Below are 15,105 nucleotides of genomic sequence, written 5' to 3'. Positions count from 1 at the left end.
GCTCGGAAGGAGCTGGCACTCGGGCGGAGCGAGTGCCAAACGGGGTCGCAGAGCGCGACGAGGGACGACGAACGACGACCGCTGGAGGTGTGCGCCGTGCTCAGCGAACGCAGACTCGAAGTGCTGCGCGCCATCGTCCAGGACTACGTCGGCACGGAGGAGCCCGTCGGCTCCAAGGCGCTCACGGAGCGCCACGGGCTCGGCGTGTCGCCCGCGACGATCCGCAACGACATGGCCGTACTCGAAGAGGAGGGCTACATCGCCCAGCCGCACACGAGCGCGGGCCGTATCCCCACCGACAAGGGATACCGGCTGTTCGTGGACAAGCTGGCGGGCGTCAAACCGCTCTCCTCGCCCGAGCGCAGGGCCATCCAGAACTTCCTGGAGGGCGCCGTCGACCTCGACGACGTCGTCGGCCGCACGGTCCGGCTGCTCGCCCAGCTGACCCGGCAGGTCGCCGTCGTGCAGTACCCGTCGCTGACGCGGTCCACGGTGCGCCACGTCGAACTGCTCTCGCTTGCGCCCGCCCGGCTGATGCTCGTGCTGATCACCGACACCGGACGGGTCGAGCAGCGGATGATCGACTGCCCGGCACCGTTCGGCGAGATCGCCCTCGCGGACCTGCGGGCCCGGCTCAACAGCCGGGTGGTGGGCCGCCGCTTCGCCGACGTGCCGCGCCTGGTGCAGGACCTGCCCGAGTCCTTCGACGTGGAGGACAGACCCACGGTCTCCACCGTCCTCGCGACCCTGCTGGAGAACCTGGTCGAGGAGACCGAGGAGCGGCTGCTCATCGGCGGCACCGCCAACCTCACCCGCTTCGGGCACGACTTCCCGATGATGATCAGGCCCGTGCTCGAAGCCCTGGAAGAGCATGTGGTGCTCCTCAAGCTGCTCGGCGAGGCGGGGCAGCCGGGCATGACGGTCCGCATCGGGCACGAGAACGCCCACGAGGGCCTCACTTCCACATCTGTCGTAGCCGTCGGCTACGGTTCGGGCGACGAGGCAGTCGCCAAACTCGGCGTGGTCGGACCGACCCGCATGGACTACCCCGGAACGATGGGAGCGGTACGCGCAGTGGCACGTTACGTCGGACAGATCCTGGCGGAGTCGTAAGTGGCCACGGACTACTACGCCGTTCTCGGCGTGCGCCGCGACGCGTCCCAGGACGAGATCAAGAAGGCGTTCAGGCGGCTCGCACGCGAGCTGCACCCTGACGTCAACCCGGACCCGAAGACGCAGGAGCGCTTCAAGGAGATCAACGCCGCGTACGAGGTGCTCTCCGACCCGCAGAAGAAGCAGGTCTACGACCTCGGCGGGGACCCGCTGTCCAGCAACGGCGGCGGGGCCGGCGGCTTCGGCGCCGGCGGCTTCGGCAACTTCTCCGACATCATGGACGCGTTCTTCGGCACGGCGTCCCAGCGCGGCCCGCGCTCGCGCACCCGCCGCGGCCAGGACGCCATGATCCGGCTGGAGGTCGAGCTCAGCGAGGCGGCCTTCGGCACCACCAAGGACATCCAGGTCGACACGGCCGTCGTCTGCTCCACCTGCAACGGCGAGGGCGCCGCGCCCGGCACCTCGGCCCAGACCTGCGACATGTGCCGCGGCCGCGGCGAGGTCTCGCAGGTGACGCGGTCGTTCCTCGGCCAGGTCATGACCTCGCGCCCGTGCCCCCAGTGCCAGGGCTTCGGCACGGTGGTGCCGACGCCGTGCCCGGAGTGCGCGGGCGACGGCCGGGTGCGCTCCCGCCGCACGCTCACGGTCAAGATCCCCGCGGGCGTCGACGACGGCACCAAGATCCAGCTCGCGGGCGAGGGCGAGGTCGGCCCGGGCGGCGGCCCCGCAGGCGACCTGTTCGTGGAGATCCGCGAGCTGCCGCACTCCGTCTTCCAGCGCCGCGGCGACGACCTGCACTGCACGGTCACGATCCCGATGACGGCCGCCGCGCTGGGCACCAAGTGCCCGCTGGAGACGCTCGACGGCGTGGAGGAGGTCGACGTCAGGCCCGGCACGCAGTCCGGCCAGTCGATCCCGATGCACGGCCGGGGCGTGACCCATCTGCGCGGCGGCGGCCGCGGCGACCTGATCGTCCATGTCGAGGTCACCACCCCGGCGAAGCTCGACGCCGAGCAGGAGCACCTGCTGCGCGAACTGGCCAAGCTGCGCGGGGAGGAGCGTCCGACGGGGCAGTTCCAGCCCGGCCAGCAGGGGCTGTTCTCCCGGCTGAAGGACGCGTTCAACGGGCGTTAGGGGTCAGGCACCACCGCTGCCCGTCGGCGCGCGCACCCGTTCGCGGTGCGCGCGCCGACGGCGTTAGGCGGCCGCCGCGGCCCGGCTCGTGGGACACCGGCCGGGTCCGCGGCGCGGCTCGGGGCCCGCAGGCCAGGTCCGCCGCCCGGGGCTTGAACTCGCCCCTGCCGCCGGGCGCTCCATACCGGTTGGTCTCTCCGTTCTGCCGCCGGACGAACCGGGTCAAACAGCGCCTCCGCACCGCCATGACCGTTGGTTCTTCCCTTGGTATATGCCGGATGCGAGGGCGATTCTGCGCTCTGGTACGGGCATGGCACCATGCGTGCATGTCCTCCACGCTGACCGATCTCTGTCGGTATCCGATCGTGCAGGCCCCCATGGCAGGCGGAGCGTCCTGCCCCCAGCTGGCCGCCGCGGTCTGTGACGCGGGCGGGCTCGGCTTCCTCGCCGCCGGCTACAAGACGGCCGACGGCATGTACGACGAGATCAAGCGCCTGCGGGGACTCACGGCCGCGCCGTTCGGGGTGAACGTGTTCCTCCCGCAGACCCGGCACGCCGACCGCGCCGCCGTCGACCTCTACCGCAGCCAGCTGGCCGGGGAGGCCGACTGGTACGACACCCCGCTCGGCGACCCCGAGGCGGGCTGGGACGACAACTACGAGGCCAAACTCGCCGTCCTGCTCGACGAGCCCGTGCCGGTCGTCTCCTTCACCTTCGGCTGCCCGCCGCGCCGCGTGCTCGACCGCTTCCGCCGCGCCGGCACGTACACCGTCGTCACCGTCACCACCCCCGAGGAGGCGCGCGCCGCCCAGTGGTCGGGCGCCGACGCGGTCTGCGCCCAGGGCATCGAGGCCGGCGGCCACCAGGGCACCCACCACGACGACCCGGCGACCGACGGCGCCGGCATCGGGCTGCTCTCCCTCGTGCTCCAGGTCAAGGACGCCGTGGAACTCCCCGTCCTCGCGGCCGGCGGCATCATGCGCGGCCCCCAGATCGCCGCCGTGCTCGCGCTCGGCGCCCAGGCCGCGCAGCTCGGCACCGCGTTCCTCGTCACCGACGAGTCGGGCGCCCCCGACCTGCACAAGCAGGCCATGAGCAACCCGCTGTTCGCCCGCACGGAGCTCACCCGCGCCTTCTCGGGGCGCCCCGCGCGCGGCCTGGTCAACCGCTTCATGCGCGAGCACGGCCCCTACGCGCCCCAGGCCTACCCCGAGGTCCACCACGTCACCTCGCCGCTGCGCAGGGCCGCGGCCAAGGCGGGCGACCCCCAGGCCATGGCGCTCTGGGCGGGTCAGGGCCACCGCATGGCGCGGCCCATGCCCGCGGCGCAGCTCGTCGAGGTGCTCGCCGCCGAGACCGAGGCGGCACGCGCCGCGATGACCCTGGGAGGCACCCGGTGACCGCACCGGTCTTCGTCGTGGACGACGGCACCCGGCTGCGTCCCGGCACGGTCGTGCTCGAAGGTCCTGAGGGGCGCCACGCCGTCTCCGTACGGCGGCTGCGCGCGGGCGAACAGGTCGTCCTCACCGACGGCGCGGGCACCGGCGCGTACGGCACCGTCGCGGCGGCCGAGGGCAAGGACCGGCTCACCGTCGACGTCGTGTCCGTACGCACCGAGGACGCGCCCGCGGCCCGCATCACCGTCGTACAGGCGCTGCCCAAGGGCGACCGCGGCGAACTCGCCGTCGAGACCATGACCGAGACCGGCGTGGACGCGGTCGTGCCCTGGCAGGCCGCGCGCTGCGTCACCCAGTGGAAGGGCGAGCGCGGCGCCAAGTCCCTCGCCAAGTGGCGGGCCACCGCACGCGAGGCCGGCAAGCAGTCGCGCCGCCTGCGCTTTCCCGAGGTCGCGGACGCGGCCACCACCCGCCAGGTCGCGCGGCTGCTCGCGGACGCCGACTTCGCTGCCGTGCTGCACGAGGACGGCGGCGTCGCCGTGCCCCTCGCCACCGCGAAACTGCCGGACGCCGGGCACCTGGTGCTCGTCGTCGGACCCGAAGGAGGCGTCTCGCCCGAGGAGTTGGCCGCCTTCGCCGACGCGGGCGCGGCCCCGCACCGGCTCGGCCCCAGCGTGCTGCGCACCTCCACCGCGGGCACGGCGGCGGCCGCCGTGCTGCTCGCCCGCACCGGCCGCTGGTCCTGACCGCGGCGCCCCCGGCGGCCACCGCCGGGCGGCCAGGCGGCAGCCCGCGGGGCGGGACCGCTACGATGCCCGACGTACGGACGCGAGGAGATGAGGGCCCCGACCATGGCGGGAGAACCACAGGCCGACTGCCTGTTCTGCAAGATCGTCGCGGGGGACGTGCCCGCCACGGTCGTGCGCGAGAGCGAGACCACCGTCGCCTTCCGGGACATCAACCCGCAGGCGCCGACCCACGTCCTCGTCATCCCCAGGGCGCACTACCCCGACGCGGCGTCACTCGCAGCCGCGGCGCCCCAGGTCGCCGCCGACGTGCTGCGCGAGGCCGGAGCCGTCGCCGCGGACGACAAGGTCGAGGCGGGCGGCTACCGGATCGTCTTCAACACCGGCTCGGGCGCGGGGCAGACCGTCTTCCACGCGCACGCCCACGTCCTCGGCGGACGCGGGCTCAACTGGCCCCCCGGATAACCGTGTCCGTCCGTGAGCTCGTCGTGCTCGGCACGGCGAGCCAGGTGCCGACCCGCCGCCGCAACCACAACGGCTACCTGCTGCGCTGGGACGGCCAGGGACTGCTGTTCGACCCCGGCGAGGGCACCCAGCGGCAGATGCTGCGCGCCGGGGTCGCCGCGCACGACATCGACAGGCTGTGCGTGACGCACTTCCACGGCGACCACGCGCTCGGCCTCGCGGGCGTGATCCAGCGGATCAACCTCGACCGGGTCCCGCACCAGGTCACCGCGCACTACCCGGCGAGCGGTCAGCACTTCTACGAGCGCCTCGCGCACGCCACGGCCTACCGCGAGACGGTGGCCGTCGCCACGGTGCCGGTCGCGGGCGACGGGCTCGTGACGCTCGCCGAGACCCCCGCGTACACGCTGGCCGCGCACCGGCTCTCGCACCCCGTCGAGGCGTACGGCTACCGGCTCACCGAGCCGGACGGCAGGACCATGCTGCCCGACCTGCTCGCCGCGCACGGCATCGCGGGCCCCGACGTCGGGCGGCTCCAGCGCGAGGGCGAGCTGCGGGGCGTACGGGCCGAGGACGTCAGCCGCGTCCGCCGGGGCCAGCGCTTCGCCTTCGTCATGGACACCCGCCTGTGCGCGGGCGTCGCCGTGCTCGCCGAGGGGTGCGACCTGCTGGTCATCGAGTCGACCTTCCTCGACGCCGACGAGGCGATGGCCGCCGACTTCGGCCACCTCACCGCGGGCCAGGCGGGCGCGGCGGCCCGCGACGCGGGGGTGCGCCACCTCGTCCTGACGCACTTCTCCCAGCGCTACGACGACCCGGCCGCCTTCGGCCGCGAGGCCCGCGCCGCCGGCTTCACCGGCACCCTCACCGTCGCCGCCGACCTCACCCGCGTCCCCCTCCCGCGCAGGGCCTGACGCCTGTGCGGCGACCCGCGCCCCGAGCCAGGGCCGCGGGCCGCTGCCCGGCCGGTCGGGCCGGAAAAGGGCCGCGGCATCGGGCAGACTTGCGGCAACGCACGCAATCAGGAGCACGCCGTGATCCCACGAGAACGCACCGGAGAGAAGACCACCGCACGCGGCCAGGACACCGAGCCGCGGATCGACCCGCTGGACGGCCTGCGCGGGCACGGCGACCCCGAATGCGACGTGTACCTGACCGGCACGGTCTTCCTCGACATCATCTTCACCGGCCTCGACAGCGCGCCCGTGCGCGGCACCGAGTCCTGGGCGCGCGGCATGGGGTCGAGCCCCGGCGGCGTCGCCAACATGGCCACCGCCCTCGCCAGGCTCGGCCTGCGCACCTCGCTCTCCGCCGCCTTCGGCGACGACCACTACGGCGAGTACTGCTGGGACGCCCTCGAACAGGGCGAGGGCATCGACCTCTCCCGCTCGCGCACCGTGGCCGGCTGGCACTCGCCCGTCACCGTCTCCATGGCCTACGAGGGCGAGCGCACGATGGTCTCCCACGGCCACGAGGCCCCGCCGCCCGAGGGCGCCCTGCCCGAGTGCCCGCCCCGCGCCCGCGCCGCCGTCGCCTCCCTCGTCCCCGGCCACCGCCAGGACTGGATCGCCAGGGCCGCCGCGAACGGGGGCCGCGTCTTCGCCGACGTCGGCTGGGACGACAGCGGCGACTGGGACCTCGGCGCCCTGTCCGACCTGGCGCACTGCGAGGCCTTCCTGCCCAACGCCCAGGAGGCCATGCGCTACACCGGCGCGGACTGCCCGCGCGCCGCCGCCCACGCCCTCACCGAGCACGTGCCCGTCGCCGTCGTCACCCTCGGCGCCGACGGCGCCTACGCGGTCGACGGCAGGACCGGCGAGACCGCGCGGGTCCCCGCCATCGCCGTCGAGGCACTCGACCCGACCGGCGCGGGCGACGTCTTCGTCGCGGGCTTCATCACCGGCTCCCTGGCCGGCTGGCCGCTCGCCGACCGGCTCGCCTTCGCCGGGCTCACCGCCGCGCTCTCCGTCCGCGAGTTCGGCGGCTCCCTCTCCGCGCCCGGCTGGGCCGAGGTCGCCGCCTGGTGGGCGTACGCCCGCACCGACGGCGGCCAGGGCCGGGACGGCCTGCGCCGCTACGCCTTCCTCGCCGACCTGCTGCCCGCCACCGCCCGCCCGGGACCCCTGCGCCGCGCCGTCCCCACCATCGGCTTCGGCCGCTCGTCCTGACCCGTCCCGCCCGCTGCCCGGCCACGGAATCCTCCCCGTATGTCGCGCACATGGTCGAAAAGTCCTTCGGCCATGTCAGTGCGGGGTCGTAGGCTTGGTGGTCCAAGGGTTGTCGAGCAGCGAGAACCCTGCGACGGGAGGTATGCGCAGGCCACAGCGCCGGCCCATGACTCAGACACCCACAGCCCAGCAGTCCGCGCAGGACCGGGCCACGGCCCGGATCACCGTACCGGCCAAGCATCCGATGGTGACGGTCCTCGGATCCGGGGACTCCCTCCTCCGCGTGATCGAGAAGGCGTTCCCGTCCGCCGACATCCACGTACGGGGCAATGAGATCAGCGCCTCGGGCAGCGCGGCGGACGTCGCACTGGTCCAGCGCGTGTTCGACGAGATGATGCTGGTGCTCCGCACCGGTCAGCCGATGACGGAGGACGCAGTGGAACGTTCGATCGCCATGCTCAGAGCGAGCGAGAACGGCGGCGCGGACGGCGAGGAGACGCCCGCAGAGGTGCTCACGCAGAACATCCTCTCCAACCGCGGCCGGACGATCCGCCCGAAGACGCTCAACCAGAAGCGCTACGTCGACGCCATCGACAAGCACACGATCGTCTTCGGCATCGGCCCGGCGGGCACGGGCAAGACCTACCTCGCCATGGCCAAGGCCGTACAGGCACTCCAGTCCAAGCAGGTCACGCGGATCATCCTGACCCGCCCCGCCGTCGAGGCGGGCGAGCGCCTCGGCTTCCTGCCCGGCACGCTCTACGAGAAGATCGACCCGTACCTGCGCCCCCTGTACGACGCCCTCCACGACATGCTCGACCCCGACTCCATCCCCCGCCTGATGGCCGCGGGCACCATCGAGGTCGCGCCCCTGGCCTACATGCGCGGCCGGGCCCAGCCTCTCTTCACCAAGGTCATGACCCCCTCCGGGTTCAGGCCGATCGGCGACCTGCGCGTCGGTGACCTGGTGACCGGGTCCAACGGCGAGCCGACGCCCGTGCTGGGGGTCTATCCCCAGGGCGAGAAGGACATCTACCGCGTCACGGCGCAGGACGGTTCGTGGACGCTCTGCTGCGGTGAGCACCTGTGGACGGTCCGGACGGCCTCCGACCGGCGCCGTGGCAAGCCGTGGAGGGTCCTGGAGACCAAGGAGATGATCGGCAGCCTGCGCGCCGCCCACGCGCGCCGTTACGAGCTGCCGATGCTCACCCAGCCCGTCTGCCTTCCCGAGCGGGAAGTGCCGATGGACCCGTACGCCCTCGGGTTGCTCCTCGGCGACGGCTGCCTCACCGGTTCCACCACGCCCTCCTTCTCGACGGCCGATCCGGAACTGGCGACCGCGCTGGAGGCCGCGCTTCCCGGGGTGCACGTGCGCCACAAGGGCGGGGTCGACTACGTGCTCAACAGGCGGACGGCCCCTGGCGACGTGATCACCCTGGAGAACCCGGTGACCGGCGTGCTGCGCGCCCTGGACCTCCTGGGCAGCAGGTCGAACACCAAGTGCGTCCCCGAGGCGTACCGCAACAACTCCGCGGCGGTCCGCCTCGCCCTCCTCCAAGGCTTGCTGGACTCCGACGGGGGGCCTGTCGCCCAGCGTGACAGGACGTGCCGCGTCCAGTACACGACGACGTCGATCCTGCTCAGGGACGATGTCATCGAGCTGGTCCAGTCGCTCGGCGGTGTCGCGTACACACGCCGCAGGCAGGCAGCGGGGCGCCGGCCGGGCCGCGTGAACGGCCGGGAGGTGGCGTACCGCTCCGACGCGCACATTGTCGACATCCGTCTGCCCGAGGGCGTCGATCCCTTCCGTCTCGAGCGCAAGCGACGGAAGTACGAGGCGAGCGGTGGCGGCGGCCGGCCCATGCGGTTCATCGACAGCATCGAACCGGCGGGCCGTGAGGAGACGGTCTGCATCCAGGTCGCGGCGGAGGACTCGCTGTACGTCACGGAGAACTACCTGCTGACGCACAACACGCTCAATGACGCTTTCATCATCCTGGACGAGGCGCAGAACACGAATCCCGAGCAGATGAAGATGTTCCTGACGCGGCTCGGGTTCGACTCGAAGATCGTGATCACGGGCGACGTGACCCAGGTCGACCTGCCGGGCGGCACCAAGAGCGGTCTGCGCCAGGTCCAGGACATCCTGGACGGCGTCGACGACGTGCACTTCTCCCGGCTCACGTCGCAGGATGTCGTACGGCACAAGCTCGTCGGCCGTATCGTCGACGCCTACGAGAAGTACGACAGCCGCACCGGCACCGAGCCGCGGCACTGACCGGGGAGAATCCCAGCGCACCATGTCGATCGACGTCAACAACGAGTCAGGAACCGAGGTCGACGAGCAGGCGATCCTCGACATCGCCCGCTACGCGCTCTCCCGCATGCGCATCCACCCGCTCTCCGAGCTCTCGCTGATCGTGGTGGACGAGGCGGCCATCGAGCAGCTGCACATCCAGTGGATGGACCTCCCGGGCCCCACCGACGTGCTGTCCTTCCCGATGGACGAGCTGCGCCCGCCGTCCAAGGACGACGAGGAGCCCCCGCAGGGGCTGCTCGGGGACATCGTGCTGTGCCCCGAGGTCGCGCTCAAGCAGGGCCAGGAGGCGCCGACGCAGCACTCCATGGACGAGGAGCTGCAGCTGCTCACCGTGCACGGGGTGCTGCACCTGCTCGGCTACGACCACGAGATGCCCGACGAGAAGGCCGAGATGTTCGGCCTCCAGGCGGCCATCGTGGACGGCTGGCGGGCCGAGCGCGGCCTGGAGGGGCCCTCGCCCGCGCCCACGGTGTCGTGAGCGCCCCGCTGATCCTCGGCGCGGTCGCCCTGGTCGTGGTGGCCTGGCTCGCCGCCTGTGCGGAGGCGGGCCTGGCCCGGGTCTCCGGCTTCCGGGCCGCGGAGGCCGTGCGGACCGGCCGCAGGGGCGCGGCGAAGCTCGCCCAGGTCGCCTCCGACCCGACGCGCTACCTCAACATGGCGCTGCTGGTCCGGGTGGCCTGCGAGATGGCGGCCGCCGCGCTGGTGACGTACGCCTGCGTGGGGGCGTTCCGCTCCACCTGGCAGGCGCTGCTCGTGGCGATCGCCGTGATGGTGCTCGTCTCGTACGTGGCGGTCGGCGTGTCGCCCCGTACGATCGGCCGCCAGCACCCGCTGAACACGTCGACGGCCGCGGCGTACGTGCTGCTGCCGCTCGCCCGCTTCATGGGTCCCGTGCCCGCGCTGCTGATCCTGCTGGGCAACGCGCTCACCCCGGGCAAGGGCTTCCGCAAGGGCCCGTTCGCGAGCGAGGCCGAGCTGCGCGCGCTGGTGGACCTCGCGGAGCAGGAGTCGCTGATCGAGGACGAGGAGCGCCGCATGGTGCACTCGGTCTTCGAGCTCGGCGACACGCTGGTGCGCGAGGTGATGGTGCCGCGCACGGACCTGGTGGCGATCGAGCGGTACAAGACCATCCGGCAGGCGACGACGCTCGCGCTGCGTTCCGGGTTCTCCCGCATCCCGGTGACCGGGGAGAACGAGGACGACATCGTCGGCGTGGTCTATCTGAAGGACCTGGTGCGCAAGACGCACGTCAACCGGGACTCGGAGTCCGACCCGGTGTCGACGGTGATGCGCCAGGCGGCGTTCGTGCCCGACACGAAGAACGCGGGCGACCTGCTGCGGGAGATGCAGCAGGAGCGCAACCACGTCGCGGTCGTCATCGACGAGTACGGCGGCACGGCGGGGATCGTGACGATCGAGGACATCCTGGAGGAGATCGTCGGCGAGATCACCGACGAGTACGACAGGGAGCTGCCGCCCGTGGAGGAGGTCGGCGACGGCTCGTACCGGGTGACGGCGCGGCTCGACGTGGAGGACCTGGGCGAGCTGTTCGGCCTCGACGCGTTCGACGACGAGGACGTGGAGACGGTCGGCGGGCTGCTCGCCAAGGCGCTCGGCCGGGTGCCGATCGCGGGCGCGACCGCCGAGATCGACCTGCCGGACGGCCGCAGGCTCCGGCTGACGGCGCAGGACCCGGCGGGCCGCCGCAACAAGATCCTCACCATCCTCGCGGAGCCGCTGCCCGCCGCGGCCGAGCGCGGGGAGCAGGTGGCGACATGAGCCGGGCGCCGGGGGACGCGGGGGGCGGCGCGCTGACGGCGCGGGCGCTGCGCGCCTTCTGCCTGGGCTTCGCCGGGGCCGCCGAGGAGCGGCCCTTCCCGCGCGCCCCCGACCTCGTGGTCTTCAAGGTGGAGGGGAAGATCTTCGCCTTCTGCGTGCCCGAGCAGGAGCCGCTGACGGTGTCGTTGAAGTGCGATCCCGAGGAGGCCCTGCGGCTGCGGGAGGTGTATCCGGCGATCGCGCCGGGCCGGCACCTCAACAAGCGCCACTGGAACACGGTGATGGTCGGCGCCCTGCCGCCGCGCCTGGTGCGCGAGCTGGTCGAGGACTCCTACGACCTGGTGGTGGCGGGTCTTCCGCGCGCCACCCGCCTCCGCCTCGACCGGCCGTGAGGCCCCGGCGGCCGAGGCGGGGCCGCCCGAGCGCGCCGGTGGGGCGGCTCCCTATGCTCGGGCGCATGACACAGAGCACTGGAGCCGGGCAGGAAGCCGCGGACCTCGGCCCCGAGGACCGCAAGATCGTCACCCTGGCGCGCAGCGCGCGCGCCCGCAACGCCGTGCCGGAGGGCGCGGCGGTCCGCGACGAGACCGGGCGCACGTACGTGGCGGGCACGGTCGCCCTCGACTCGCTGCGGCTGAGCGCCCTGCGCACGGCCGTCGCGATGGCGGTGGCGAGTGGCGCGGCGTCGCTCGAGGCCGCTGCCGTGGTCTCGGGGGCCGGCGCCGTCGCCGAGGAGGATCTGGCGGCCGTGCGCGACCTGGGCGGCGCCGCCACACCGGTGATCCTCGCGGCCGCCGACGGCACCGTGCGCTCGGTGGTGGCGGCGGGCTGACGGCGGCGCGGGCACCCGGGTGGTCGGCGCGGCAGCGGCGATCGGGGAGAATGGCCGGCATGAGCGTCAGCACCCCAGTGTCCGAGACGGCCGAAGCGCCCCACAGGGCGGGCTTCGCCTGCTTCGTCGGCCGCCCCAACGCGGGCAAGTCCACCCTCACGAACGCTCTGGTGGGCAAGAAGGTGGCGATCACCTCCAACCGCCCGCAGACCACCCGGCACACGGTCCGCGGCATCGTGCACCGGCCGGGCGCGCAGCTGATCCTGGTGGACACGCCGGGGCTGCACAAGCCGCGCACCCTGCTCGGCGAGCGGCTCAACGACGTGGTGCGCACGACCTGGGCCGAGGTCGACGTGATCGGGTTCTGCCTGCCGGCCGACCAGAAGCTCGGCCCCGGCGACCGGTACATCGCCAAGGAGCTCGCGGGGATCAGGAAGACGCCGAAGGTCGCGGTGGTCACCAAGACCGACCTGGTCGACTCGAAGACCCTGGCCGAGCAGCTGCTCGCCGTCGACCGGCTGGCCGCTGAGCTCGGCTTCGCGTGGGCGGAGATCGTCCCGGTCTCCGCGGTCGGCGACCAGCAGGTGGGGCTGCTGGCGGATCTGCTGGTGCCGCTGCTGCCCGAGAGCCCGCCGCTGTACCCGGAGGGCGACCTGACCGACGAGCCCGAGCAGGTCATGGTCGCCGAGCTGATCCGGGAGGCGGCGCTCGAGGGCGTGCGGGACGAGCTGCCGCACTCGATCGCGGTGGTGGTCGAGGAGATGGTGCCGCGCGCCGACCGTCCGGCGGACCGGCCGCTGGTCGACATCCACGCCAACGTGTACATCGAGCGCCCCAGCCAGAAGGGGATCATCATCGGGCCCAAGGGCAGCCGCCTGAAGGAGGTCGGGACGAAGTCCCGCAAGCACATCGAGGCGCTGCTGGGCACCCCGGTCTTCCTCGACCTGCACGTGAAGGTCGCGAAGGACTGGCAGCGCGACCCCAAGCAGCTGCGCAGGCTGGGCTTCTGAGCCGCGCGCCGGGGGCGCGCACCGGTCGGCCGCGCGCCGGGGTGACCCGTGTCACGCCGCCGACCTGCGGACGCAATGCCCGGCTTCCGCATGCTGATACGGGCGTCCCGCCGGCGCCGGGCGTGGGATACAGTTCCGTCATCATGCGTTACGGGCTGCTTCTCCTTAGCTGCCGCGGTGAGGGTCTGTTGTCGTAGGCCGGCCCCCTCCCCGCGGAGTTCGGTGTTGCGGTGATCCCCGCCCCGTCGGCCGTCCCCGTCCCGAGCGGACACCGGTCATCCACCGACCTCCGCGGACCTCACGAGGAGCCACGCACATGCCCCGCAAGACGCCCATCACGAACGCGACGCACACCCAGCAGCCGTCCGGGATGCCGATCCACAAGTACGGCCGGTACGAGGCCGTGGACATCCCCGACCGCACCTGGCCCGACAACCGGATCACGGTCGCGCCCCGCTGGCTCTCCACCGACCTGCGCGACGGCAACCAGGCGCTGATCGACCCGATGTCGCCCGCACGCAAGCGCGAGATGTTCGACCTGCTGGTGCGCATGGGCTACAAGGAGATCGAGGTCGGCTTCCCGGCGTCGGGCGAGACCGACTTCGCGTTCGTACGGTCGATCATCGAGGACCCGGAGGCGATCCCCGACGACGTGACCATCTCCGTCCTGACGCAGGCGCGCGAGGAGCTGATCGAGCGCACCGTCGAGTCGCTGCGCGGCGCGCACCGGGCCACGGTCCACCTGTACAACGCGACGGCGCCCACCTTCCGCCGGGTCGTCTTCGGCGGCACGAAGGACCAGATCAAGCAGATCGCGGTGGACGGCACCCGGCTGGTGACGGAGTACGCGGAGAAGATCCTCGGCCCGGAGACGACCTTCGGCTACCAGTACAGCCCGGAGATCTTCACCGACACCGAGCTGGACTTCGCCCTGGAGGTCTGCGAGGCGGTCATGGACGTCTGGCAGCCGGAGGAGGGCCGCGAGATCATCCTCAACCTGCCCGCCACGGTGGAGCGTTCGACGCCGTCGACGCACGCGGACCGGTTCGAGTGGATGTCGCGCAACCTGTCGCGCCGCGAGCACGTGTGCCTGTCGGTGCACCCGCACAACGACCGGGGCACGGCCGTGGCCGCCGCCGAGCTGGCCATCATGGCGGGCGCCGACCGCATCGAGGGCTGCCTGTTCGGGCAGGGCGAGCGCACCGGCAACGTCGACCTGGTGACGCTGGGCATGAACCTCTTCTCGCAGGGCGTCGACCCGCAGATCGACTTCTCGCAGATCGACGAGATCCGCCGCACCAGCGAGTACTGCAACCAGATGGAGATCCACCCGCGCCACCCGTACGCGGGCGACCTGGTCTACACGTCCTTCTCCGGCTCCCACCAGGACGCCATCAAGAAGGGCTTCGACGCGCTGGAGGCCGACGCGGCCGCGCAGGGCGTCACCGTCGACGACATCCAGTGGAATGTCCCGTACCTGCCGATCGACCCGAAGGACGTCGGCAGGTCGTACGAGGCGGTCATCCGGGTCAACTCGCAGTCCGGCAAGGGCGGTGTCGCGTACGTCCTGAAGAACGACCACCACCTGGACCTGCCGCGGCGCATGCAGATCGAGTTCTCCCGGATCATCCAGGCGAAGACCGACGCCGAGGGCGGCGAGGTCACGCCCGCCGAGATCTGGGCGGTCTTCCAGGACGAGTACCTGCCGAATCCGGACAACCCGTGGGGCCGGATCCAGCTGCGGACCGGCCAGTCCACGGTGGACACGGAGGGTCGCGACACCCTGACCGTGACGGCGACGGTCGACGGCGACGAGCACGAGCTGCGCGGCACGGGCAACGGCCCGATCTCCGCCTTCTTCGAGGCGCTGGCCGCCGTGGGCGTCGACGCGAGGCTGCTGGACTACCAGGAGCACACGCTGAGCGAGGGCGCCCGTGCGCAGGCCGCCTCGTACATCGAGTGCGCGATCGACGGCAAGGTGATGTGGGGCATCGGCATCGACGCGAACACCACGCGCGCCTCGCTGAAGGCCGTGGTCTCCGCGGTCAACCGCGCGGGCCGCTGAGCACACTCGGCGGGTGATCACCCACCGTGACACTCTGGTGAGTGACCTCTCTGTCACGCTGCGTCCGCCCGCCCTG

General features: G+C 72.5%; 14 protein-coding genes. All 14 read left to right on the top strand.

Annotated elements, in window-relative coordinates; all coding sequences use genetic code 11:
- The first annotated feature begins 96 nt into the window (after positions 1-96).
- The 14 genes from hrcA (at position 97) to leuA (ending at position 15,029) form a co-directional block, all read left to right on the top strand.
- Positions 97-1,113 carry a heat-inducible transcriptional repressor HrcA gene (hrcA, locus tag AB0910_RS05375; RefSeq protein ID WP_366743184.1) on the top strand — a complete coding sequence of 339 codons (1,017 nt, stop codon included), beginning with the start codon at positions 97-99 and terminating at the stop codon, positions 1,111-1,113.
- On the top strand, positions 1,114-2,247 hold the full coding sequence (gene dnaJ, locus AB0910_RS05370; RefSeq protein ID WP_366743183.1) for a molecular chaperone DnaJ: 1,134 nt from the start codon (positions 1,114-1,116) through the stop codon (positions 2,245-2,247). It abuts the gene before it with no gap.
- Positions 2,248-2,573: 326 nt separating this feature from the next.
- Entirely contained in the window at positions 2,574-3,647 is a 1,074-nt protein-coding gene (locus AB0910_RS05365; protein WP_366743182.1) for a nitronate monooxygenase, read from the top strand.
- Positions 3,644-4,390, top strand: coding sequence for a 16S rRNA (uracil(1498)-N(3))-methyltransferase (locus tag AB0910_RS05360; RefSeq protein WP_366743181.1), 747 nt, complete (start codon positions 3,644-3,646; stop codon positions 4,388-4,390). Before AB0910_RS05365 ends, AB0910_RS05360 begins: the two co-directional genes overlap by 4 nt.
- A 105-nt stretch (positions 4,391-4,495) precedes the next feature.
- Positions 4,496-4,855, top strand: a complete 360-nt coding sequence (locus tag AB0910_RS05355; protein ID WP_366743180.1) for a histidine triad nucleotide-binding protein — start codon at positions 4,496-4,498, stop codon at positions 4,853-4,855.
- A 2-nt stretch (positions 4,856-4,857) separates the two neighbouring features.
- Positions 4,858-5,769: a ribonuclease Z gene (locus tag AB0910_RS05350; RefSeq protein ID WP_366743179.1), complete on the top strand. Its 912-nt coding sequence runs from the start codon at positions 4,858-4,860 to the stop codon at positions 5,767-5,769.
- 183 nt (positions 5,770-5,952) lie between these two features.
- Positions 5,953-7,023 (top strand): PfkB family carbohydrate kinase, encoded by a 1,071-nt coding sequence (locus AB0910_RS05345; protein WP_366743268.1) that lies wholly within the window; start codon positions 5,953-5,955, stop codon positions 7,021-7,023.
- Positions 7,024-7,189: 166 nt separating this feature from the next.
- On the top strand, positions 7,190-9,301 hold the full coding sequence (locus tag AB0910_RS05340; RefSeq protein WP_366743178.1) for a PhoH family protein: 2,112 nt from the start codon (positions 7,190-7,192) through the stop codon (positions 9,299-9,301).
- Between the two features lie 22 nt (positions 9,302-9,323).
- Positions 9,324-9,821 carry an rRNA maturation RNase YbeY gene (gene ybeY, locus AB0910_RS05335; protein WP_366743177.1) on the top strand — a complete coding sequence of 166 codons (498 nt, stop codon included), beginning with the start codon at positions 9,324-9,326 and terminating at the stop codon, positions 9,819-9,821.
- Positions 9,818-11,122 carry a hemolysin family protein gene (locus tag AB0910_RS05330; RefSeq protein WP_366743176.1) on the top strand — a complete coding sequence of 435 codons (1,305 nt, stop codon included), beginning with the start codon at positions 9,818-9,820 and terminating at the stop codon, positions 11,120-11,122. The genes ybeY and AB0910_RS05330 overlap by 4 nt, the downstream gene beginning before the upstream one ends.
- The gene (locus AB0910_RS05325; protein WP_366743175.1) at positions 11,119-11,514 is read left to right on the top strand and encodes an MmcQ/YjbR family DNA-binding protein; all 396 of its coding nucleotides are present in this window, start codon (positions 11,119-11,121) and stop codon (positions 11,512-11,514) included. The genes AB0910_RS05330 and AB0910_RS05325 overlap by 4 nt, the downstream gene beginning before the upstream one ends.
- Before the next feature lie 65 nt (positions 11,515-11,579).
- Entirely contained in the window at positions 11,580-11,954 is a 375-nt protein-coding gene (locus AB0910_RS05320; protein WP_366743174.1) for a cytidine deaminase, read from the top strand.
- A 50-nt stretch (positions 11,955-12,004) separates the two neighbouring features.
- On the top strand, positions 12,005-12,964 hold the full coding sequence (gene era, locus AB0910_RS05315; RefSeq protein ID WP_366743173.1) for a GTPase Era: 960 nt from the start codon (positions 12,005-12,007) through the stop codon (positions 12,962-12,964).
- Between the two features lie 316 nt (positions 12,965-13,280).
- Complete coding sequence (gene leuA, locus AB0910_RS05310; RefSeq protein WP_366743172.1) at positions 13,281-15,029, top strand: 2-isopropylmalate synthase; 1,749 nt, start codon at positions 13,281-13,283, stop codon at positions 15,027-15,029.
- The last annotated feature ends 76 nt before the right edge of the window (positions 15,030-15,105 follow it).

Source organism: Streptomyces sp. NPDC047002 (assembly GCF_040704505.1).
GTDB lineage: Bacteria > Actinomycetota > Actinomycetes > Streptomycetales > Streptomycetaceae > Streptomyces.
The sequence above is the reverse complement of the archived record's forward strand: the minus strand, read 5'-3'. Positions and strand labels throughout refer to the sequence as shown.

Coding starts and splice junctions, on each gene's coding strand:
- leuA (WP_366743172.1), top strand. CDS start 13,281: ATGCCCCGCAAGACGCCCATCACGAACGCGACGCACACCCAGCAGCCG.
- AB0910_RS05320 (WP_366743174.1), top strand. CDS start 11,580: ATGACACAGAGCACTGGAGCCGGGCAGGAAGCCGCGGACCTCGGCCCC.
- AB0910_RS05340 (WP_366743178.1), top strand. CDS start 7,190: ATGACTCAGACACCCACAGCCCAGCAGTCCGCGCAGGACCGGGCCACG.
- era (WP_366743173.1), top strand. CDS start 12,005: ATGGCCGGCATGAGCGTCAGCACCCCAGTGTCCGAGACGGCCGAAGCG.
- AB0910_RS05355 (WP_366743180.1), top strand. CDS start 4,496: ATGGCGGGAGAACCACAGGCCGACTGCCTGTTCTGCAAGATCGTCGCG.
- AB0910_RS05325 (WP_366743175.1), top strand. CDS start 11,119: ATGAGCCGGGCGCCGGGGGACGCGGGGGGCGGCGCGCTGACGGCGCGG.
- AB0910_RS05365 (WP_366743182.1), top strand. CDS start 2,574: ATGTCCTCCACGCTGACCGATCTCTGTCGGTATCCGATCGTGCAGGCC.
- ybeY (WP_366743177.1), top strand. CDS start 9,324: ATGTCGATCGACGTCAACAACGAGTCAGGAACCGAGGTCGACGAGCAG.